The organism is Mesorhizobium hunchu, from assembly GCF_040081975.1.
In the GTDB taxonomy this organism is placed as follows: domain Bacteria; phylum Pseudomonadota; class Alphaproteobacteria; order Rhizobiales; family Rhizobiaceae; genus Mesorhizobium; species Mesorhizobium hunchu.
The window spans coordinates 458,119-477,461 of the sequence record NZ_JBEBMG010000001.1 but is presented as its reverse complement, the minus strand read 5'-3'; the positions used below and the strand labels follow the sequence as shown (position 1 = coordinate 477,461).

At 66.5% G+C, this 19,343-nt stretch carries 18 protein-coding genes; 9 read left to right on the top strand and 9 right to left on the bottom strand.

What is annotated here, in order from left to right; translation table 11 throughout:
• Positions 1 to 43: 43 nt before the first annotated feature.
• The 4 genes from mepA to ABMA46_RS02315 form a co-directional block, all read right to left on the bottom strand.
• Complete coding sequence (mepA, locus tag ABMA46_RS02330; protein WP_348997663.1) at positions 44 to 1,120, bottom strand: penicillin-insensitive murein endopeptidase; 1,077 nt, start codon at positions 1,118 to 1,120, stop codon at positions 44 to 46.
• 67 nt (positions 1,121 to 1,187) lie between these two features.
• Positions 1,188 to 2,087 carry an SDR family oxidoreductase gene (locus tag ABMA46_RS02325; RefSeq protein WP_348997662.1) on the bottom strand — a complete coding sequence of 300 codons (900 nt, stop codon included), beginning with the start codon at positions 2,085 to 2,087 and terminating at the stop codon, positions 1,188 to 1,190.
• Positions 2,084 to 3,244 carry a tRNA epoxyqueuosine(34) reductase QueG gene (queG, locus tag ABMA46_RS02320; protein WP_348997661.1) on the bottom strand — a complete coding sequence of 387 codons (1,161 nt, stop codon included), beginning with the start codon at positions 3,242 to 3,244 and terminating at the stop codon, positions 2,084 to 2,086. The genes ABMA46_RS02325 and queG overlap by 4 nt, the downstream gene beginning before the upstream one ends.
• Positions 3,225 to 3,917: a glutathione S-transferase family protein gene (locus ABMA46_RS02315; RefSeq protein WP_348997660.1), complete on the bottom strand. Its 693-nt coding sequence runs from the start codon at positions 3,915 to 3,917 to the stop codon at positions 3,225 to 3,227. The genes queG and ABMA46_RS02315 overlap by 20 nt, the downstream gene beginning before the upstream one ends.
• 165 nt (positions 3,918 to 4,082) lie before the next feature.
• On the opposite strand from ABMA46_RS02315, the gene ABMA46_RS02310 reads away from it, so the two are divergent.
• Positions 4,083 to 5,021 carry an undecaprenyl-diphosphate phosphatase gene (locus ABMA46_RS02310; protein WP_348997659.1) on the top strand — a complete coding sequence of 313 codons (939 nt, stop codon included), beginning with the start codon at positions 4,083 to 4,085 and terminating at the stop codon, positions 5,019 to 5,021.
• 63 nt (positions 5,022 to 5,084) lie between these two features.
• Here ABMA46_RS02310 and ABMA46_RS02305 read toward each other — a convergent pair whose 3' ends face one another.
• Complete coding sequence (locus ABMA46_RS02305) at positions 5,085 to 6,074, bottom strand: complex I NDUFA9 subunit family protein (protein WP_348997658.1); 990 nt, start codon at positions 6,072 to 6,074, stop codon at positions 5,085 to 5,087.
• Positions 6,075 to 6,431: 357 nt separating this feature from the next.
• Between ABMA46_RS02305 and ABMA46_RS02300 the strand changes: the two genes are divergently transcribed.
• Positions 6,432 to 7,271 carry a succinate dehydrogenase/fumarate reductase transmembrane subunit gene (locus tag ABMA46_RS02300; protein ID WP_348997657.1) on the top strand — a complete coding sequence of 280 codons (840 nt, stop codon included), beginning with the start codon at positions 6,432 to 6,434 and terminating at the stop codon, positions 7,269 to 7,271.
• Between the two features lie 113 nt (positions 7,272 to 7,384).
• Here the strand turns inward: ABMA46_RS02300 and ABMA46_RS02295 are convergent, their stop codons facing one another.
• Positions 7,385 to 9,664, bottom strand: coding sequence for an NADP-dependent malic enzyme (locus ABMA46_RS02295; protein WP_348997656.1), 2,280 nt, complete (start codon positions 9,662 to 9,664; stop codon positions 7,385 to 7,387).
• A 128-nt stretch (positions 9,665 to 9,792) separates the two neighbouring features.
• Here ABMA46_RS02295 and mutS point away from each other — a divergent pair, with 128 nt between their 5' ends.
• Positions 9,793 to 12,537 carry a DNA mismatch repair protein MutS gene (gene mutS / locus ABMA46_RS02290; protein WP_425475675.1) on the top strand — a complete coding sequence of 915 codons (2,745 nt, stop codon included), beginning with the start codon at positions 9,793 to 9,795 and terminating at the stop codon, positions 12,535 to 12,537.
• 42 nt (positions 12,538 to 12,579) lie between these two features.
• Here mutS and ABMA46_RS02285 read toward each other — a convergent pair whose 3' ends face one another.
• Positions 12,580 to 14,370, bottom strand: a complete 1,791-nt coding sequence (locus ABMA46_RS02285) for a chloride channel protein (RefSeq protein WP_348997655.1) — start codon at positions 14,368 to 14,370, stop codon at positions 12,580 to 12,582.
• 138 nt (positions 14,371 to 14,508) lie between these two features.
• Between ABMA46_RS02285 and ABMA46_RS02280 the strand changes: the two genes are divergently transcribed.
• From ABMA46_RS02280 to ABMA46_RS02255, 6 genes are all read left to right on the top strand, one after another.
• A complete protein-coding gene (locus tag ABMA46_RS02280; protein WP_348997654.1) occupies positions 14,509 to 14,958 on the top strand; it encodes a MarR family winged helix-turn-helix transcriptional regulator in 450 nt (149 codons plus the stop codon).
• A 108-nt stretch (positions 14,959 to 15,066) separates the two neighbouring features.
• Positions 15,067 to 15,474, top strand: coding sequence for an ArsR/SmtB family transcription factor (locus tag ABMA46_RS02275; protein ID WP_348997653.1), 408 nt, complete (start codon positions 15,067 to 15,069; stop codon positions 15,472 to 15,474).
• A complete protein-coding gene (locus ABMA46_RS02270; protein ID WP_348997652.1) occupies positions 15,471 to 16,004 on the top strand; it encodes an SRPBCC family protein in 534 nt (177 codons plus the stop codon). Before ABMA46_RS02275 ends, ABMA46_RS02270 begins: the two co-directional genes overlap by 4 nt.
• 88 nt (positions 16,005 to 16,092) lie before the next feature.
• Positions 16,093 to 16,914 carry a DUF899 domain-containing protein gene (locus tag ABMA46_RS02265; protein ID WP_348997651.1) on the top strand — a complete coding sequence of 274 codons (822 nt, stop codon included), beginning with the start codon at positions 16,093 to 16,095 and terminating at the stop codon, positions 16,912 to 16,914.
• Entirely contained in the window at positions 16,898 to 17,173 is a 276-nt protein-coding gene (locus tag ABMA46_RS02260) for a hypothetical protein (protein ID WP_348997650.1), read from the top strand. Before ABMA46_RS02265 ends, ABMA46_RS02260 begins: the two co-directional genes overlap by 17 nt.
• Before the next feature lie 79 nt (positions 17,174 to 17,252).
• Positions 17,253 to 17,954: a DUF899 domain-containing protein gene (locus ABMA46_RS02255; RefSeq protein ID WP_348997649.1), complete on the top strand. Its 702-nt coding sequence runs from the start codon at positions 17,253 to 17,255 to the stop codon at positions 17,952 to 17,954.
• A gap of 52 nt (positions 17,955 to 18,006) precedes the next feature.
• On the opposite strand, the gene ABMA46_RS02250 is transcribed toward ABMA46_RS02255, so the two are convergent.
• Together ABMA46_RS02250 and copM are read right to left on the bottom strand one after the other, a co-directional pair.
• Positions 18,007 to 18,846: an aldo/keto reductase gene (locus tag ABMA46_RS02250; RefSeq protein WP_348997648.1), complete on the bottom strand. Its 840-nt coding sequence runs from the start codon at positions 18,844 to 18,846 to the stop codon at positions 18,007 to 18,009.
• 76 nt (positions 18,847 to 18,922) lie between these two features.
• Complete coding sequence (gene copM, locus ABMA46_RS02245) at positions 18,923 to 19,327, bottom strand: CopM family metallochaperone (protein ID WP_348997647.1); 405 nt, start codon at positions 19,325 to 19,327, stop codon at positions 18,923 to 18,925.
• Between the last annotated feature and the right edge of the window lie 16 nt (positions 19,328 to 19,343).

Below are 19,343 nucleotides of genomic sequence, written 5' to 3'. Positions count from 1 at the left end.
GGAAGCACGTTCACGGGTGAACGGCCGCGAAAGGCCGGTCCCGTCAGGAGCCGGGACGCGGGCGGGGCAGCGGCACGCCGATCTTCGGCGTCTCGGCGAAGGCATTGGCGGCGAACGGCGCGCCGGCGTCCGGAACCGGCGCAGCCTCTGCCGGAGCAGCCGCCGCGACCGGCATGCTGCTGCCGCCATTGAAGATCGCCGCCTGGGCGGAAGGCGGGCTCGGCGCGTCGAGCACGGCGCGGCATGCCTGCGGCAGGCTGGCCATGGTCATGATGTCGCGCGCCCTCGGCTTCGCCGGTCCCTTGGCCGGCCGCCACGGCTCGTCGGTGAACCACCATGCCAAAGACTTGTCGCAGCCATCGCCGCGTCCCGTACTCTGCTGTGGCTTGCAGCCCGGCGAGCCCGGCTGGCAGCCGATGCGAACGTGGAAATGCTCGTCATGACCCCAGAACGGCCTGACCTTGTTCATCCAGGCGCGGGCGCCGACGACCGTCTCGCATAGTTTCTTCTTGATGGCGGGGTTGACGAAGATGCGCTCCACTTCCGGGTAGCTCGCAGCGCGCTTCAGCAGTCGCGCATAGACCGGGTCCCAGCGCTTGTCGTCGAGGACATGTGTCGTTCCCGGCTCGAGCAGGGACCGTGCGCCGATTTTCTCGCGCCCGGCCAGCGAATACGGCGTCGACGGCATCGGGCTGAACCAGATGTCGGCGTCCAGGCCGATCTGGTGCGAGGCGTGGCCGGTGCGCATCGGGCCGCCGCGCGGCTGCGAGATGTCTCCGACCAGAAGGCCGGGCCAACCGTCGGCGACCGCGTCGCGCGAGAACTTCTCCAGCAGGGCGATCATGGCTGGATGGCCCCAGTTGCGGTTGCGCGAGGGCCGCATCACTTCCCATGTCGGTCCGGTCAGAGGCAACCCGACGCCGCCGCCGAAGCACCCCTTGGAGTAGAAGCCGAAGGATTGTGGCGCAGCGGCGGACGGCAGTTTCTCGGCCCCGAACAGATCCTTGGCGAGGTCGGAGGCCGCCGCCGGCCCTGTTGCCAAGGCGCCCGCCTGGAACGCGGCCAGGACGGCCGCCGTCAATGTCGTCCTGCGAACCATCGCACGCATCGCCTGTATCATTCCCGGTTTCCCGTCCGCGCGCCTCCCGCCGGGGCGAATCATAGCATATCCGCCCCGCCGAAGCCGATCACGAGCGTTTCATCGGACTGCGCGCTTCGCCGTCGGCCCAGTTGCCGTCCCGCCACATGGCCTCAAGCGCCACGCGATAATCGGGAAAGCGGAAGGCGAAGCCTTCCCGGCGGATCGCGGCGTTGGAGACGCGCTTGTTCTCGCCATAGAAGGAGCGCGCCATGGGCGAAAGCTCGGCGGTCTCGAACGGAATTTCCGGCGGCGGCTCGACACCCATCAGCGAAGCGGCGTGGGCGACCACATCCTGCGGCGGCGCCGGCAGGTCATCGGTGACGTTGAAGATGCCGCCGGTCTCCCGCTCGGCCAGATGCCGGAGCACGGCGGCGATGTCCTCGACATGGATGCGGTTGAACACCTGGCCGGGCTTTATCAGCCGTTTTGCGGTGCCGTTGGCGAGATTGACGAAGGCGTTACGCCCCGGCCCGTAGATACCCGAAAGCCGCAGTACCGCAACGGGACGGGCGAGCTCGCCGCCGAAGTCCAGCCATGCGCGTTCCGCCTCGACGCGGCGGCGCGAGCGTGCCGAAACCGGCCGGCATTCGGCGCTCTCGTCCACCCAGCCGCCGCCGTGGTCGCCATAGACGCCGACGGTCGACAGGTAGCCGATCCAGCGCAGCGCCGGCATCTTGCCGGCGATATGATCGCGCGCGGCCGACAGCACCGGGTCGCCGGCCTCGTCGGGCGCGATCGAGACGACCAGATGGGTCGTATCGGCCAGTTCCCCGGCGATCCCGTCGGTCAATTGCCCCTCGAATCGCAGCGGGCGTGCACCGGAGGCGGCCAGCGAAGCGAATTTCTCGAGCGAGCGCGTGGTGCCCACGACCTGCGCGCCTGCCGCGTTGGCGCGGGCGAAAGCCTTGCCGGAATAGCCCGCGCCGAAAATGAAGACCTTCATCATACGCCGATCTCCAGCATCTCTTGCGCGGCCATGCGCCATTCGTCGCGCACCGTCTCGTCGTCTTCACCGTCCAGCGCCGGCCCGGCAAGCTCGGCGAAGGCGCGCGGTGGCAAAAGTCGCGACAACGCCCACACCGCAGCGCCTCGCACCAGCGGCGAGGCGTTGGCGAGAAGCGGGCGTACGCTGTCCGCCAAGCCGGTCTTTCCGGAATTTCCGGCCGCGATCAGCACGTTGCGGATGAAACGATCGTGGCCGATCCGCTTGACCGGGGAGCCGGTGAACAGGGCGCGGAAAGCGGCGTCGTCAAGCCGGAGAAGGTCCTCCAGCTTCGGCGCCCGCAGTTCCTCGCGCGCGAAGAACTTCGCTTCGGAGGCCGTGCTGGCGAACTTGTTCCAGGGGCAGGCGGCGAGGCAGTCGTCGCAGCCGTAGATGCGGTTGCCGATGGCGGCGCGGAATTCGCGCGGGATCGGCCTCTTGTTCTCGATGGTGAGATAGGAGATGCAGCGGCGCGCATCGAGCCTGTAAGGCGCCGGAAAGGCGTCGGTCGGGCAGGCATCGAGACAGGCTCGGCAGGAACCGCAATGGTCTTCCTCCCGGGTGTCCGGGCGCAAGTCGGCGGTGGTGAAGATGGTCGCCAGGAAAAGCCAGGACCCATGCGCCCGGCTGACCAGATTGGTGTGCTTGCCCTGCCAGCCGAGGCCGGCCGCCTTGGCCAGCGGCTTTTCCATCACCGGCGCGGTGTCCACGAACACCTTGACGTCGCCGCCGGCGCGCGACACGAGCTTGCCGGCGATCGTCTTCAGCCGCCCCTTGATCACCTCGTGATAGTCACGGTTCTGCGCATAGACGGAGATCGCGCCACGGTCGGGCCGGGCGAGGATCGCGCGCGGGTCGCTGTCGGGGCCGTAGTTCATCGCCAGCACGACGACGGAGCGCACCTCGGGCCAGAGCGTGGAGGGATCGGCGCGGCGCGCCATCGTCTCCTCGATCCAGCCCATCGAGCCGTGGAAGCCGTCCGCCACGAATTCGGCGAGCCGCGTCGGCGCCAGCGGGATGGCGTCAGGCGATGCGACCGCAACGGCGTCGAAGCCGGCGGCGCGCGCTTCGCGCTCGATCAGGTCGCGCAGCCTGTCGGGGTCAGAAGTCGAGGTCCGCATAATGCGATACCGGCGAAATCCCTCGTACGCGGTCGGCGAGCAGCGGCCTGAACGAGGGACGCGACTTCAGCCGCGTGTACCATTCGCGCGCCGCCGGATGCTCGGCCCAGTCGATCTCACCGAGATAGTCGAGCACCGAAAGCGCCGCGGCTGCCGCGAGGTCGGCATAGGTGATGCGGCTTCCCGCCAGCCAGTGACGGGTGCCGGCCAGCCAGTTGGTGTATTTCATATGCTGGCGGATATTGGCGCGGGCGGCGCGGATGGCGGTCGAATCAGGCGAACCGCCGCCGGCCTCGGGCGGCATCTGCGGCTTCAGCACGCGCTCACGCACCAGATGGCGGGTGATCTCGCTCTCGGCCTTGACGAGATACCATTCAACCAGCCGGCGGATCTCGGCCCGCTCCATCGGCCCCTCGACGAACAGCCGCCTGTCGCGCTTGAGCACGCCGCGCGTCTCATCGAGATATTCGGCGATGACCGCGGCGCCGACGATCGGCACATCGCCCTCCGCCAGCAGGATAGGCAAGGTACCGGCGGGATTGAGCGCCAGGAACTCCTTGCGCCGCGTCCACGGCTTCTCCTCGACCAGCGCCAGCTCTTCGCCATATTCGCCGAAAGCGAGGCGGACGAACCGACAGGATGAAAACATGGGATGATGAAAAAGCGTGAGCATGATACCGCGATTGATAAGCGCTCTGGCGAATCGCCTGCCGCATGGATAAACCTTGGCCGCGACGGCTGGGGCCGGCAAGGGTGTTGCGACCTATAGGGTGACTCCCGCGCCGTGACAACCATCCCATGGCAGGCCATGCCTGTTATGGCAACGTGAGAACTGCGCTTGGACACACACACGCTGATCGAAGCCCTGCTGCTCGGCCTGCTCGAAGGCCTGACCGAATTCCTCCCCGTCTCCTCCACCGGCCACATATTGCTGGCCGGTCATTTCCTCGGCTTCAACTCCACCGGCAAGGTGTTCGAGGTGCTGATCCAGCTTGGCGCGATCCTCGCCATCCTCAGTCTCTACGCCGGGCGGTTCCGGGCCTTCCTGCGAAGGCCCGACGCGTTTCGCTGCCTGGTCGATGCCGCCATCGGCGTGCTGGCGAGCGTCATATGGCTGGGCGGCTGCGCCTGGGAACTGCTTGTCTCGCTGGTGCGGTTCAGGCGGCCGAATCTCTTCCTGCCGCCCGAACTGCCCGCCGACCCGGCGGTCAGGCTGATGGTGGGCGTGATCGTCGCCTTCCTGCCTGCGGCGGTGATCGGGGCGCTGCTGCACGATTTCATCAAGACCGTGCTGTTCGAGACGCCGAAGCTGATCTGCGTCATGCTGATCCTGGGCGGCATCGTGCTTTTGTGGATCGACCGGCTGGACCTGAAGCCGAAATTCCATGACGCGGCCTCGTTGCCCTTGCCGGTAGCGTTCAAGATCGGCCTGTTCCAGTGCCTGGCGATGATCCCCGGCACGTCCCGGTCCGGCTCGACCATCGTCGGCTCGATGCTGATGGGCGTGGACAAGCGCGCAGCGGCGGAATTCTCCTTCTTCCTCGCCATCCCGACCATGATCGGCGCTTTCGCGCTCGATCTCGTCAAGAATCGCCACCTTCTGTCGGCGTCGGATGTTCCGGTGATCGCGGTGGGTTTCGTCGCCGCCTTCGTCACCGCGCTGATCGTGGTGCGCGGCCTGCTGGCCTTCGTGTCACGCCACGGCTACGCGCTGTTCGGCTGGTGGCGGCTGGCGGTGGGCGTCGTCGGCCTCGCCGCCCTTTTCATCTGGGGGTGAGCGACCGCTCCGGCGAGCCGGAGCGCCCGATCCCGTGGCGAAGCCTGCGGCCTCGCGCCATTCTTACGCCTCGGCGTTGCCCGAAGGGCTTCTGGTGAACTGTCCGGCGGCACGGTAGCGCCACAGATAGGATGGCAGGATGGTGCCGAGCGCCTGTGGCGGGCGGATGCCGATGCCGGCCAGGGTGCGGCCTTCATTTTCGGCGTTGCCGGAGACGATGTTGTGCTCGCGCAATTGCATGACCTGGTCGCGCGTCAGCAGCGGATTGGGCAGAAGGCCGAGGATCGAGGCCTGCAGATTGGCAAGCCACCACGGCATCGAGACAAGCACGCGCTTACGGTCGATCGCCTCCAGCATCTCCTCCATGCACTGGCGGAAGGTGAGCACCTGCGGGCCGCCGAGTTCGTAGACCGCGCCGGCAGCGAGGCTGCCGTCCACCGAGCGGGCGATCGCCTCGGCGACGTCGCCGACATAGACCGGCTGGAATTTCGTCTTGCCGCCGCCGATCAGCGGCAGGGCCGGCGAGAAGCGCGCCATGTTGGCGAAGCGGTTGAAGAAGCCGTCCTCGGGGCCGAAAACGATGGAGGGACGCATGATGACGGCGCCCGGCACCGTCTCCCGCACCGCCTTTTCGCCGCGCGCCTTGGAGACCGCATAGGCGGAGCCCGAACCCATATCCGCGCCAAGCGCCGACATATGCGTCAGCCCCGCGCCGACGGCACGGGCGGCTTCCGCCACGGCGCGGGCGCCGAATTCGTGCACGGCGTTGAAGGTCTGGCGGCCGCTCTCGTGCAGGATGCCGACGAGATTGACGACATGGTCGGCGTCGCGCACGGCGTGGTCCACCGACCAGCGCACCCGCAGATTGGCCTGCACGGCCTGGATCTGGCCGACATTGCCGAGCGGCTGGAGATGGCCGGCGAGATCTGGTCGGCGGCAGGCGACGCGCACCCGGTAGCCGCGCTTGGCCAGCGCGCGCACGACGTGACGGCCGACGAACCCGGACCCGCCGAAAACGACGACGAGCTTGGGGGTCTGAAGGATCTCTGTCATGGCTGGCTCCGGCTTGCTGCCCCTCGGGCTCTGGCTTCCGCTTCATAGTCGCTTTCGCCGTGAAGGCAAAGGGGGGAAGCGACCGGCGCAACGGACGGAAGCCGATCGGCTGGCTTTTCGAGCCCGGGCGCCCGCAGCGGCGGCGGACCCTGGAAGCCATTGCCGCATCCGCGTTCGGCTGTGTGGGTATGGACGGATCAATTCATGCGCAATATGGATAGGGTCTGCCGTGGAGGGTGCTTGTTCGCCGCGTCGCCGGGGCAGGCGATGAAGACGTTCGTTCAATGACGCTGCGCCGAGCGTGTTGGCCTTTCCGCCGTCGCACTGGCAAAGGTGTCGATACCGGAGAATTTGGTCATGACCGACAACAAGCCGGCCGCAGACGTTACCAAGGATTGGCAGGCAACGCAGGGCCAGAAGTCCGCCGCAACGCGGCTACGCCTTTTCGCCGCGCTCTGCTGGATCGTCGCCATCGGCGGCGAGATCGCCGGAATCTACCTGTTCTACCAGCACAAGTTCGACCAGCCGGGAAACATGCCGCTGCTGGTCGGCCTGCTCATCGGAATGGCGGTTTTCGCGATCGCCGGCAACCTTTTGTGGAAGGCCGCCAACCGGCACGATCCGGCCCGCGCGTCCGACACGTTCAAGTTCTTCTTCCAGAACCAGCTCGGCGCGATCATCACGCTGATCGCCTTCCTGCCGCTGGTCTTCCTGATCCTGACCGACAAGAACATGGACCCGAAGACCAAGAAGGTCGCCGGCAGCGTCGGCGCCGTGCTGGCGGTGCTGGCGACGCTGGTCGGGGTCAGCTACCAGCCCCCGTCGGTGGAGCAGTATACCCAGGACATGAACGAATGCGCGACGCAGATCAGGACGGGACAGGCGACCACTGCCTGCTCGCCGGACGTCGCCGCCCAGGCGCAGGAGATCGCCACGGATTCCGCCACGGTGACTTCGGCGACGAAGAGTGCGGAACACCCCGACGGCCAGGATGTCGTCTACTGGATCGCGCCGGAAAACGGCGCCAAGAAGTCCTCGGATCCGCATGTCTTCCACCTCTGCGCCAACGTCAGCCCGCTGAAGGACAAGGTCGTCAACAGCGGTTCAGTGACCGAGGCCTATGCGCAGAACGCCATCCGCATCACCAAGCAGATCGCGATGGAACAGAAGCAATGCGGGTTCACCGTCACGGAATAAGCTGACCACGCTGCGCCGCGTCCGATTCGACGCGCTAGGGCGAGTCCGCCACGGACTCGCCCAGCCCGGAAACCCGGACCGCCGGATTCTCGCTCGCTTGCGTGGGCTACGGCTCAGCTTCCCGCCGAGAATGCCGCCATCGCCGCCATGTTGACGATGTCGCTATCCTTCGCGCCCAGCCCGACGATCTGCACCGGCTTGTTGAGGCCGACCAGCAGCGGGCCGATGACGGTGGAGCCGCCGAGTTCCTGCAGCATCTTGGTGGCGATCGAAGCCGAGTGGAAGGCGGGCATGACCAGCACATTGGCCGGGCCGGTCAGGCGCATGAACGGATAAAGCGCCTTGGCGCGCGGGTTCAGCGCCACGTCGGCAGCCATCTCGCCGTCATACTCGAAATCGACGCGACGCTTGTCGAGGATCTTCACCGCCTCCTGGATGCGCTCGGAGCGCTCACCCTGCGGGTGGCCGAAGGTGGAATAGGCGAGCATGGCGACGCGCGGCTCGTAGCCCATCCGCCGCGCGAAGCCGGCCGCCTCCTCGGCGATGTCGGCGATCTCGACGGCGTCGGGCATCTGATGCACGGCGGTGTCGGCGACCAGCACCGTGCGGCCCCTCGCCAGCACGATCGACACGCCGATGACGCGATGGCCAGGCCGCGCGTCAACGACGCGGCGCACGTCTTCCAACGCCGTCGAATAGTTGCGGGTCACGCCGGTGACGATGCCGTCGGCGTCGCCCAGCGCCACCATGCAGGCGGCGAAGTGGTTGCGATCGTTGTTGATGAGGCGCTGACAGTCGCGGAACAGGAAACCCTGGCGCTGCATGCGCTCGTAGAGATAGTCGGTGTAGATCGCGTTCTTGCGCGACAGGCGTGCATTGATGATCTCAAGCCCCGACTTGTTCAGATCGACGCCGGCGGCGCGCGCGTTCTCCTTGATGACGTCGTCGCGGCCGAGCAGGATGGCGGTGCCGAGACGCTGGTTGACGTAGGCGACGGCGGCGCGCATCACCTGGGTCTCCTCGCCTTCGGCGAAGACGATGCGCTTGGGCTGGCGGCGCACGCGGTCGTAGATGCGCTGCAGCGTCGAGGCGATCGGGTCGCGGCGGGCCGACAGTTCCTGCGCATATTTTTCAAGGTCGATGATCGGTCTTCCGGCGACGCCCGATTCCATCGCCGCCTTCGCCACCGCCACCGGCACTGCCGAGATCAGACGCGGGTCGAACGGTACGGGGATGATGTAGTTCGGCCCGAAACGCGGCCGGTTGCCCTGATAGGCGGCAGCGACGTCGTCGGGCACGTCCTCACGCGCCAGCCGCGCCAGCGCCTCGGCGGCGGCGATCTTCATGGTGTCGTTGATGGTGGTTGCACGGACATCGAGCGCGCCACGGAAGATATAGGGAAAGCCGAGCACGTTGTTGACCTGGTTCGGGTAATCCGAGCGGCCCGTCGCCATGATGGCGTCGGTGCGGATCTCGGCCACTTCCTCCGGCGTGATCTCGGGATCGGGATTGGCCATGGCGAAAATGATCGGGTTCTTCGCCATCGACTGCACCATCTTCGGCGTCAGCGCGCCCTTGGCGGAGAGGCCGAAGACCACGTCGGCGCCTTCCATCGCGTCGGCCAGCGTGCGCGCCTCGGTCTTGACCGCATGCGCCGACTTCCACTGGTTCATGCCTTCGGTGCGGCCCTGGTAGACGACGCCCTTGGTATCGCACAGGATGATGTTCTCCGGCGCGAAACCCATCGCCTTGATGAGCTCGATGCAGGCGATGCCGGCAGAGCCAGCGCCGTTGCAGACCAGCTTCGTCGTCTTCATGTCGCGGCCGGTGATCTCCAGCGCGTTGATCAGCCCTGCGGTGGCGATGATCGCCGTGCCGTGTTGGTCGTCATGGAAGACGGGGATGTCCATCAGCTCGCGCAGGCGCTGCTCGATGATGAAGCATTCCGGGGCCTTGATGTCCTCGAGATTGATGCCGCCGAAGGAAGGGCCGAGGTAGCGCACGCAGTTGATGAACTGGTCGGCGTCCTCGGTGGCGACTTCCAGGTCGATGGAATCGACGTCGGCGAAGCGCTTGAACAGCACCGCTTTGCCCTCCATCACCGGTTTCGAGGCCAGCGCGCCGAGATTGCCGAGGCCGAGGATGGCGGTGCCGTTGGAGATGACGGCCACCATGTTGCCGCGCGCCGTGTAGTCGAAGGCGCGGCTGGGGTCTTCCGCGATCGCCTTGACCGGCACGGCGACGCCCGGCGAATAGGCCAGGCTCAGGTCGCGCTGGGTGGCCATCGGCTTGGTGGCGACGATCTCCAGCTTGCCGGGCCGGCCTGACGCGTGGAATTCCAGCGCCTCCTCGGCACTGACGGAGGGGCCGTTCTGCTCGGGCTTTTTCGCCATCTGGGTTTCCTCGGGTATCGCTGCACCTTGGACGGCGCATTTCTTTGTGGAGCGTTCGGGATTAAGGCTACACTCTGGCCACGTAAAGCGCCAAGCAGGGACCTTCGCGGTTTTTGGAAAAGAGTTTCTTGAACGACGAAACGCCCATACGCTCCCAGGGCACGCCCGTCCCGGCCGCTACAACCGGCGTGACCCCCATGATGGAGCAGTATATCGAGATCAAGGCGGCGAACCCGGATTCGCTGCTGTTCTATCGCATGGGCGATTTCTACGAGCTGTTCTTCGACGACGCGGAGAAGGCCAGCCGCGCGCTTGGCATCGTGCTGACCAAGCGCGGCAAGCATCAGGGCGCCGATATCCCGATGTGCGGCGTGCCGGTTCATGCGGCCGACGACTATCTGCAGAAGCTGATCGCGCTGGGATTCCGCGTCGCCGTGTGCGAGCAGATCGAGGATCCGGCCGAGGCGAAAAAGCGCGGCTCGAAGTCGGTCGTCAGACGCGACGTGATCCGGCTGGTGACCCCGGGCACCATAACCGAGGACAAGCTGCTCGATGCCGCACAATCCAGCTACCTGATGGCGCTGGGGCGGGTGAAGGCCGCGGGAACGGACGCCAATTACGCCCTGGCTTGGATCGACATCTCCACCGGCGTCTTTCGCGTCACCGAGACCGGGCCGGACCGGCTGCTGGCCGACATATTGCGCGTCGATCCGCGCGAGCTGATCGTTGCCGAGCCGGTGTTCCATGATCCGGAGCTGAAACCCGTCTTCGACGTGCTGGGCCGCACCGCCAGCCCGCAGCCGGCGGTACTGTTCGATTCCGCCAGCGCGCCCAGCCGCATCGCGCGCTTCTATGAGGTGGCGACGCCGGACGCCTTCGGCTCCTTCTCCCGCGCCGAGCTTTCCGCCATCTCCGGCGCGATCGCCTATGTGGAGAAGACCCAGAAGGCCGAGCGGCCGCCGCTTTCGCGGCCGTCGCGCGAGGAGAACGGCGCAGCGCTGTTCATCGATCCGGCGACGCGGGCCAACCTGGAACTGCTGCGTACGCTCTCCGGCAGCCGCGAGGGGTCCCTGTTCAAGGCGATCGACCGCACGGTGACGGGCGGTGGTGCGCGGCTGCTCGCCGATCGCCTGACGGCGCCGCTGACGGATCCGGAAAAAATCGCCGCGCGGCTGGATTCGATCTCCTTCCTGCGCACCGAAACCCGGCTCTGCCATGCGGTGCGGATGGCGCTCAGGGGCGTGGCCGACATGCCGCGCGCGCTGTCGCGGCTGGCGCTCAACCGCGGCGGCCCGCGCGACCTCGGCGCGCTCAGGGCCGGGTTCGTGGCGGCCCGCGAGATCGCCGGCCTGTTCGCCGCTGCCCGTCCGCCCGCCGAACTCGGCGCCGCGCTGGCCGCGATCCACGGACTGCCCGAGCGGTTCGCCGACCACCTAGGCAAGGCGCTGGGCGACGAGTTGCCGCTGCTCAAGCGCGACGGCGGCTATCTTCGTGCCGGCTACGACGGCGAGCTGGACGAGATGCGCGCGCTGGCCACCGAATCGCGCAAGGTCATCGCCGGCATGGAGCGCGACCTGATCGAGGAGACCGGCGTAAGGTCGCTGAAGATCCGGCACAACAATGTGCTCGGCTATTATATCGAGGTGACCGCCACCCACGCAGGCGCGCTGACCGGGAGCGACGCCGCAAAGGCGAAATACATCCACCGCCAGACCATGGCGAACGCCATGCGCTTCACCACCACCGAGCTTGCCGGGTTGGAAACCAGGATCGCCAATGCCGCCGACCGGGCGCTGTCGATCGAGCTCGCCGCCTTCGAGGCGCTGGTTGGCGAGGCCGTGACGGAGGCGGAAAAAATCCGCACGGGCGCCGAGGCGCTGGCCGTGCTCGATGTGTCCGCCTCGCTTGCCCTGCTTTCGGAAAGCGAGGACTGGCGCCGGCCGCTGGTCGATTCCTCGCTGGCCTTCGCAATAGAGGGCGGACGCCATCCAGTGGTGGAGCAGGCGCTGCGCCGCAGCGGCGAAAGCCCTTTCGTCGCCAATGATTGCGACCTCTCCCCGCCAGACGACGCGCCAGGAAATGGAGGCGCCGGCGCCATCTGGCTGCTGACCGGCCCCAACATGGGCGGCAAGTCGACCTTCCTGCGCCAGAACGCGCTGATCGCCATCCTCGCCCAGATGGGGTCTTTCGTCCCCGCCCAAAGCGCCCATATCGGGATCGTGGACCGGCTGTTCTCCCGTGTCGGTGCTTCCGACGACCTGGCGCGCGGGCGCTCGACCTTCATGGTCGAGATGGTGGAAACCGCCGCCATCCTCAACCAGGCCGGTGAGCGGGCGCTGGTGATCCTCGACGAGATCGGGCGCGGCACAGCCACCTTCGACGGGCTGTCCATTGCCTGGGCGGCGGTGGAATACCTGCACGAGAAGAACCGCTGCCGGGCGATCTTCGCCACGCATTTCCACGAGATGACGGCGCTGGCCGGAAAGCTTCCCCGGCTCTCCAACGTCACCATGCGGGTGAAGGAGTGGAACGGCGACGTCGTCTTCCTGCACGAGGTGGCGCAGGGCGCCGCCGACCGCAGCTACGGCGTACAGGTGGCACGCCTTGCCGGCCTGCCCGAGGCGGTGGTCCAGCGCGCCCGCGACGTGCTGCACCAGCTCGAGGAAGGCGAGGTTTCAGGCAAGGCCGACCGGCTGGTGGATGACCTGCCGCTGTTTTCGGTCGCGGTGAAGAAGGAAGCGTCGAAACCAGCCGCCTCGACCCGACCGGACGCCCTCAGCGAAACGCTGGCGGCGTTGCATCCCGACGAGATGACGCCGCGCGAAGCGCTGGAGGCGGTCTACCGGCTGAAGGGGATGGTCGCAGGAAGTTAGCTTAGCCGGCCGCCTGCATATGCCGGGTTGCGGCAGCGGCGGCTAGGCCTTCTCCTCTCCTTTTGACCGGCGCATCGCAAGGAACGACGAGCGCTCCTGCTCCTCGGCGCGAACCTTGAGGCGCACGCGCATCAGGTCCTTCCAGCCGACATAGCCGACCAACGTCTCGTCCTGGCGCGAGATCACCGGCAGGTGGGCGACGTTGGCTTTCATCAGCTTTTCGGCCAGCACTTCGAGATATTCGTCCGGATAGGCGAGCGTGATCTTCGCACCGGCAAGCAGGTCCGCCAGCGTCGCGCCACGGTGCTTGCCGGCATGGCGCCAGGCGATGACCGAAGGGGGATCGACGATGCCGAGCACATGGCCGGCCGTGTCCACCACCGGGAAACTGGGATGGCGCGTGGTCGGCGCGGTGAGGAAGGCGGCGACCTGGTGCAGCGTCATCGACGCCGGCACGGACTCGACCTTGTTGGTCATCACTTCGCTGACGCGGGTGAGCTGGAACGGGTCGACGCGGTATTCACGCGTGATGTGGTGGCCGTGGCGAGCCACCTTCTCTGTCAGGATCGAGCGCTTCATCACCAGGACGGTGACGGCATGGGCGGTGACGCAGGCGGCAATCAGCGGCACCAGCAGATGGGTGTTGCCGGTGAGCTCGACCGCGAAGAAGGTCGCGGTGAGCGGCGCGCGCATCGTGCCGCCCATCGTGGCGGCCATGGCGAGCAGCGGCCAGAAGCCCGGACTCGCTGCGGGAAGGAAACCGGACAGCGCCGCTCCCAGGGCGCCCCCCATGATGAGCAGGGGCGCCAGCACGCCGCCGGACGTTCCCGATCCCAGCGCGACAGCCCAGATGACCGCCTTCACCGCCAGAAGCAGAAGCGCCGCCTCGGCAATCGTCCCGCCGCCCAGCAGGCGGGTGATGTTGTCGTAGCCGACGCCGAGCGCATGCGGCTCGATCAGGCCACCGAGGCCGACAACGAGGCCGCCGATCATCGGCCACCACATCCAATGGATGGGCAGCTTCAGGAAAGCGTCCTCGCAGGCATAGACGAGCAGGGTAAGGAGGCCCGAGAGCAGGCCGCCGGCAATGCCGATGAGAACCCAGCCGCCAAGGCCGGCAAGGGTCATGTCGGCGGTTCCGGCGTAGGCGAAGAGGGGCGACGGCATGTGGAACAGCGTGCGCTCGACCTGGGCCACGATCGCGGCGACGGCGACGGGGACGAAGCTGCGCGGCGTCCATTCGAACAGGAGCAGCTCGACAGCCAGCATGATGGCGGCGATCGGCGTGCCGAATACCGTGGTCATGCCGGCGGCAGCGCCGGCCACCAGCAGCGTCTTGCGCTCGTTGTCCGACACGGGAAGCGCCTGTGCGATCAGCGAGCCGACGGCGCCGCCGGTCATGATGATCGGGCCTTCCGCGCCGAAGGGACCGCCGGTGCCGATCGAGATCGCCGAAGAAAGCGGCTTCAGGATCGCCACCTTGATGTTGAGACGCGAACGGCCGAGCAGGATCGCCTCGATGGCTTCGGGAATGCCGTGGCCGCGGATTTTCTCGCTGCCGTATCGAGCCATCAGGCCGATGACCAGCGCGCCGGCGACGGGCACCAGCACGGCCCACAGACCCAGCGGCGTATTCTCGATGCTCAGTTCCGCGAGGTCGAACCGACCGAAATAGGCGATATTGGTGGCGAGCCGGATGAGATGCAGGAGCAGAATGCCGACCGCGACGCCGGCCGTGGCGACGACGATGGCCACGGCAGAAATGAAGAGGACGCGGGGACTGGTTGTGAAGTCGCCGAGGCGGCGATGCTCCGGCTGGGTCGGGTTGGTCACGACGGTTCTTTCCGAGTGGCGAGGAAAAGGGTGCCCTGACGCGGTCGCATCAAGGATGCAGCCTTCTATCGCAACACGATATAAATTCAAGTGCGATTTCGGACTGGACGGGTAGCGCGTCTGCGGGCATGAACGGTCATGCCGCGAAAACAGCCGACACAAGCCGACTATTCGGCCTTGGCCGAGTTCCGCTACGTGCTGCGCCGCTTCCTCGACTTCAGCGAGAAGGCGGCGCGCAAAGCGGGCCTGACGCCGCGCCAGCACCAGGCGCTGCTGGTCGTCAAGGGTTTCCGGAACGGGGCGCCGATCTCGGTCGGCGACCTCGCCGAGCGCCTGATCATCCATCATCACAGCGCAGTGGAGTTGACCGACCGGCTGGTCGAGGCCGGACTGGTCGTGCGGCTGCCGGATCCACACGACCAACGGCGCGTGCTGCTTTCCCTGACCGAACACGCCGAGGCGTTCCTCGCCGAGCTTTCCGGCGCGCATCTCGACGAACTGTCGCGCATCAGGCCGCTGCTCGGGTCGTTCTTTGATCCGGATGCGCTTGCAGCAACCAAGTCCGGCGCCCCTTCTAAGGACGCCTGAGCCCGCCGCTTCGGCCTGCGCTCCGCCCACATCGTTACAGACGCCATCGAATGAAAAATATTCAACCATCCGGTTGACAGTCAGGTTTGCAGGGCTATATTCAACCTTATGGTTGAATTTTTTGCACCTGAACTGGACATTGTTTTCCACGCGCTCGGCGACGCGACGCGGCGCGCGATGCTATCCGAGCTCGCCGGCGGCCAGCGCACCGTCTCGGAGCTGGCCGAGCCCTTCGACATGTCGCTCGCGGCCGCGTCCAAGCACATCAAGGTGCTGGAACATGCGGGACTGATAGGCCGCGAGGTACGCGGGCGCACGCATATCTGCCGTCTGGAGCCGGGGCCGCTCGCCAGCGCCTATGAATGGCTCGCCTTCTACGAGCGTTTCTGGACCGGCCGCCTAGACCTGCTTGAGCGCCTACTGCGCGAGGACGACGCCCGCAAGGCGGCGGAGCGGAAGCCCGCCGCCTCCGGCAACCCGAAAGCCCGAAAGAGCAAAGAAGGAGAAAAACCATGAACGACCTGTCCATGCCAAATCTCTACGGCACAATCACCCAGCCGGCCACACTGACCATCGAGCGCCTGCTGCCCGGCCCGATCGAGCGCGTCTGGGACTACCTCACGGACAGCGATCTGCGCCGCCAGTGGCTGGCTTCAGGCGACATGGAACTCAGGGAAGGCGCGTCCTTCTCGCTCACCTGGCGCAATGACGAGCTGACCGATCCTCCCGGCAGGCGGCCCGAGGGATCGAGCAGCGAGCATACGCTGCAATCGACAATTCTCGCCGTCGACCCGCCACACAGCCTCGCCTTTACCTTCGGCACCGCCGGCGAAGTGCGTTTCACGCTTACGGAGAAGGGACGGAACGTGCTGCTCACCGTCGTTCACAAGCGCGTGCCGGACCGCACCGTGCTGCTCAACGTCACGGCTGGTTGGCACACGCATCTCGACGTGCTCGCGGCGCGACTTGAGGGCAAGGTGCCGGAACCGTTCTGGGACGAGATCGCTCGACTCAAGGCGGAGTACGAGACGCGCCTGCCGGCGTAAGGCCACCGGCCTGCCCGAACCAGAACGAAGGCAACAATTCGTTTCAACCGCAACCCGCCAGTGATGGCGGCAACAAGGAGGCTTTGCCATGACAAACCACAGCACAGGCACCCGCGAGGAATGGCAGGCGGCACGGCTCGCCGTGCTGAAGGAAGAGAAGGAACTGACCCGGCAGAGCGACGTGCTGGCCGCACGGCGACAGGCGCTGCCCTGGGTCAGGGTGGAGAAGGACTACCGTTTCGACACGGACAAGGGCCAGGCCTCGCTGAAGGATTTGTTCGACAGCCGCTCGCAGCTTCTGGTCTATCATTTCATGTTCGGGCCCGATTATGAGGCGGGCTGTCCCTCCTGTTCCTCAATCGCCGATGGCTACGACGGCATCGTGCCGCATCTCCAGAACCACGACGTCGCCTTCTGGACGATATCGCGGGCGCCACTCGAAAAACTCGAGGCCTTCAAACGCCGCATGGGCTGGACGTTTCCCTGGGCGTCTTCGGGCGGCAGTGATTTCAACGCCGATTTCAGCGTCTTCTTCACGGAGGACCAGCAGCGCGAGGGCGGCGTCGAGTACAATTGGCGACGCGAGCCGGCAATGGACGTCGAGGCGTTGGCAGGGCGCATCGTGCAGCAATGGGAGCAGCCTGGTGAAGAGACGCCGGTGGCGCGGATCGCGGCGATGACCGGGACGGATGTCGCCACCTATACCCGCGACCGGCCGGGCGTCAGCGCGTTCGCATTGCAGGACGGCGACGTCTACCACACCTATTCGGCCTATTCCCGCGGAATGGACGGCCTTTGGGGCATGTACCAGTGGCTCGACCGCGCGCCGCTCGGCCGCAACGAGCAGGGCGTGTGGTGGCGACATCACGACCGCTACGGCGACGCACAAGCCCATGACTGCTGCCGCTGAAAAGCCCGCAAAGCCGGGCGGTTCCCCCACCGCCCGCCGCGCCGCCGCCCGCCATGTCGCCAAATGGCTGCATCTGGCGGCAGCGCCCACCTTCGTCCTGATGACGCTGGCGGCCATGCTCGATACCAGCCCGATCGCGGTGACGTGCATGGGCGGCGATCCGACATGGTGGTCCGCCGGCGGCATGGCGTCGATGTATCTCTTGATGGCAGCCTTCCATCTCGGCCCCTGGCTGGAGGTGGTGTCAGGAGAGAGATGAACCCTTCGAATGCCGGGGCGTTCACAGACGGCGGAGCGCCGGCAAGGCCGGCAGGCAGCCCGCCCGAGAGGAGAAGACAATGACCGATCATCCGATCGTCTCGCACGAGGAATGGCTGAAAGCGCGCCTCGACCTGCTGGCTGCGGAGAAGGAGCTGACACACCGGCGCGACGCGCTGACCCGCCGTCGCATGGTGATGCCGTGGGAGCGGGTCGAGAAGGACTACCGTTTTCGTGGCCCGGACGGCGAATTGGCGCTGGCCGACCTGTTCGACGGCCGCTCGCAACTGATCGTCCATCAGTTCATGTTCGCGCCGGACTGGGAGGAAGGCTGCAAATCATGCTCCTTCTGGGCCGACCATTATGACGGCATGACGGTCCACCTCGCCCATCGCGACGTGACGCTCGCGGCGGTCTCACGCGCGCCCTACGAAAAGATCGATGCCTACAGGAAGCGCATGGGCTGGCGATTCCCCTGGGTCTCGTCCTTCGGAAGCGACTACAATTACGACTATCAGGCATCCTGCACCGACGAGGAATTGGCCGCCGGCGTCATGTACCTGAACTATAAGGTGCAGGAAAACGACGTTTCCGACCAGGTCGGCTTCAGCGTCTTTGCCAGGGACGAAGCCGGCACGGTGTTCCACACCTATTCCTGCTACCAGCGTGGCATCGACGCCCTGAACGGCACCTACCAGTTCCTCGACCTGGTGCCGAAGGGCCGCGACGAGGACGCCTTTTCCTTCCCCATGACATGGGTACGCCGCCACGACCGTTATTGAGATTGGCGGTTGCGGAGACAGGAGAAGACCAGCGGCGATCCCGCGCCCGTCCTCAGATCATCTCAAGCGGACGCTTGCGAGACGGACCGGGGAAGACGCGGTCGAGCTCGGCCCTGTCCTCCTGCGTGAGCCTGATGTCCACCGCCGCCACGTTCCCGCGCACATGGTCCGGCTTCACGGCCTTGGGAATGGCGATGACGCCCGGCTGCGCCAGCACCCAGGCCAGCGCGATCTGGGCGGGCGTCGCATCGTGGCGCGCGGCGACGGCGTCGAGCCTGGCATTGCGCGCCAGCCTGCCCTGCTCGACTGGAGAATAGGCCATCAGCGGCATGCCCTGCTCCTGGCTCCACGGCACAAGGTCGTAGTCCGGCCCGCGCCGCGCCAGATTGTAGAGCACCTGGTTCGTCTGGCACTTGGCACCGGCCGGCAAGGCAACCAGCTCCCGCATGTCGTCGGTGTCGAAATTCGACACGCCCCAGTGCCGGATCTTGCCGGCCTGCCGCAACGTCTCGAAGGCCTCGACCGTCTCGGCGAGCGGCACGCCGCCTTGCCAATGCAGCAGGTAGAGGTCGATGCGATCGGTGCCGAGGTTCTTCAGGCTGCGTTCGCAGGCCTGCACCGTGCCGGCCCGCGACGCGTTCGACGGCAGCACCTTGGAGACGATGAAGCAGTCGTCGCGGCGGCCGCGCACGGCTTCCGCCACCACTCGCTCCGACCCACCGGAACCGTACATCTCGGCCGTGTCGATCAAGGTGACGCCGAGGTCGAGGCCGAGTTTCAGCGCCGCGACCTCGGCGTCGAAGGTGCGACGGTCCTCGCCCATGCGCCATGTTCCCAGACCGAGCGTCGGAACGGCCTCGCCGGCGGGAAGAGTGGTGGTTGCAATCGACATGGGCTGGGCTCCGGACTGTACCGCTTCGGTGACAAGATATCGCGCAATGCGTCCGAAGCCAGCAACAGCCGTCCTATTATTCGCCCTGTTTCACCGAGTGCGCCTTCAGCCAGTCCTGCATCTCCTTGATCTCGGCCTCCTGCGCCTTGACGACGCCCTCGGCGAGCCTGCGGATCTCGGGATCCTTGCCGTTGGCAAGCACGACCCTGGCCATGTCGATGGCGCCCTGGTGATGCGGGATCATGCCGCGCACGAAATCGATATCGGTGTCGCCTGTATAGGGCACAGCCATCATGTCGGCATGCATCCTGTCCATGGCCGCCTTGTAGCCTTGCGTCGACGGCGTGGCGGCGGACATCGCCATACCTGCCATGTCATGGCCTTCGTGTTTCTTTTCCTGCGCCGGCGCGGTTTCGAGGAACACCGCCAGCAGCATGCCGGCGGCCATCAGGGCGAGAACGATCTTCTTCATCAGCGACATCGGACTTCCTTTCCGT

Excerpts from the sequence above, each read along its gene's own strand:
- ABMA46_RS02250 (WP_348997648.1), bottom strand. The coding sequence starts at position 18,846 with ATGTCGATTGCAACCACCACTCTTCCCGCCGGCGAGGCCGTTCCGACG.
- ABMA46_RS02305 (WP_348997658.1), bottom strand. The coding sequence starts at position 6,074 with ATGACAGAGATCCTTCAGACCCCCAAGCTCGTCGTCGTTTTCGGCGGG.
- ABMA46_RS02295 (WP_348997656.1), bottom strand. The coding sequence starts at position 9,664 with ATGGCGAAAAAGCCCGAGCAGAACGGCCCCTCCGTCAGTGCCGAGGAG.
- ABMA46_RS02260 (WP_348997650.1), top strand. The coding sequence starts at position 16,898 with ATGACTGCTGCCGCTGAAAAGCCCGCAAAGCCGGGCGGTTCCCCCACC.
- ABMA46_RS02265 (WP_348997651.1), top strand. The coding sequence starts at position 16,093 with ATGACAAACCACAGCACAGGCACCCGCGAGGAATGGCAGGCGGCACGG.
- ABMA46_RS02270 (WP_348997652.1), top strand. The coding sequence starts at position 15,471 with ATGAACGACCTGTCCATGCCAAATCTCTACGGCACAATCACCCAGCCG.
- mepA (WP_348997663.1), bottom strand. The coding sequence starts at position 1,120 with ATGATACAGGCGATGCGTGCGATGGTTCGCAGGACGACATTGACGGCG.
- ABMA46_RS02280 (WP_348997654.1), top strand. The coding sequence starts at position 14,509 with ATGCCGCGAAAACAGCCGACACAAGCCGACTATTCGGCCTTGGCCGAG.
- ABMA46_RS02255 (WP_348997649.1), top strand. The coding sequence starts at position 17,253 with ATGACCGATCATCCGATCGTCTCGCACGAGGAATGGCTGAAAGCGCGC.
- ABMA46_RS02315 (WP_348997660.1), bottom strand. The coding sequence starts at position 3,917 with ATGCTCACGCTTTTTCATCATCCCATGTTTTCATCCTGTCGGTTCGTC.
- copM (WP_348997647.1), bottom strand. The coding sequence starts at position 19,327 with ATGTCGCTGATGAAGAAGATCGTTCTCGCCCTGATGGCCGCCGGCATG.
- ABMA46_RS02275 (WP_348997653.1), top strand. The coding sequence starts at position 15,067 with ATGGTTGAATTTTTTGCACCTGAACTGGACATTGTTTTCCACGCGCTC.
- queG (WP_348997661.1), bottom strand. The coding sequence starts at position 3,244 with ATGCGGACCTCGACTTCTGACCCCGACAGGCTGCGCGACCTGATCGAG.
- ABMA46_RS02300 (WP_348997657.1), top strand. The coding sequence starts at position 6,432 with ATGACCGACAACAAGCCGGCCGCAGACGTTACCAAGGATTGGCAGGCA.
- ABMA46_RS02325 (WP_348997662.1), bottom strand. The coding sequence starts at position 2,087 with ATGATGAAGGTCTTCATTTTCGGCGCGGGCTATTCCGGCAAGGCTTTC.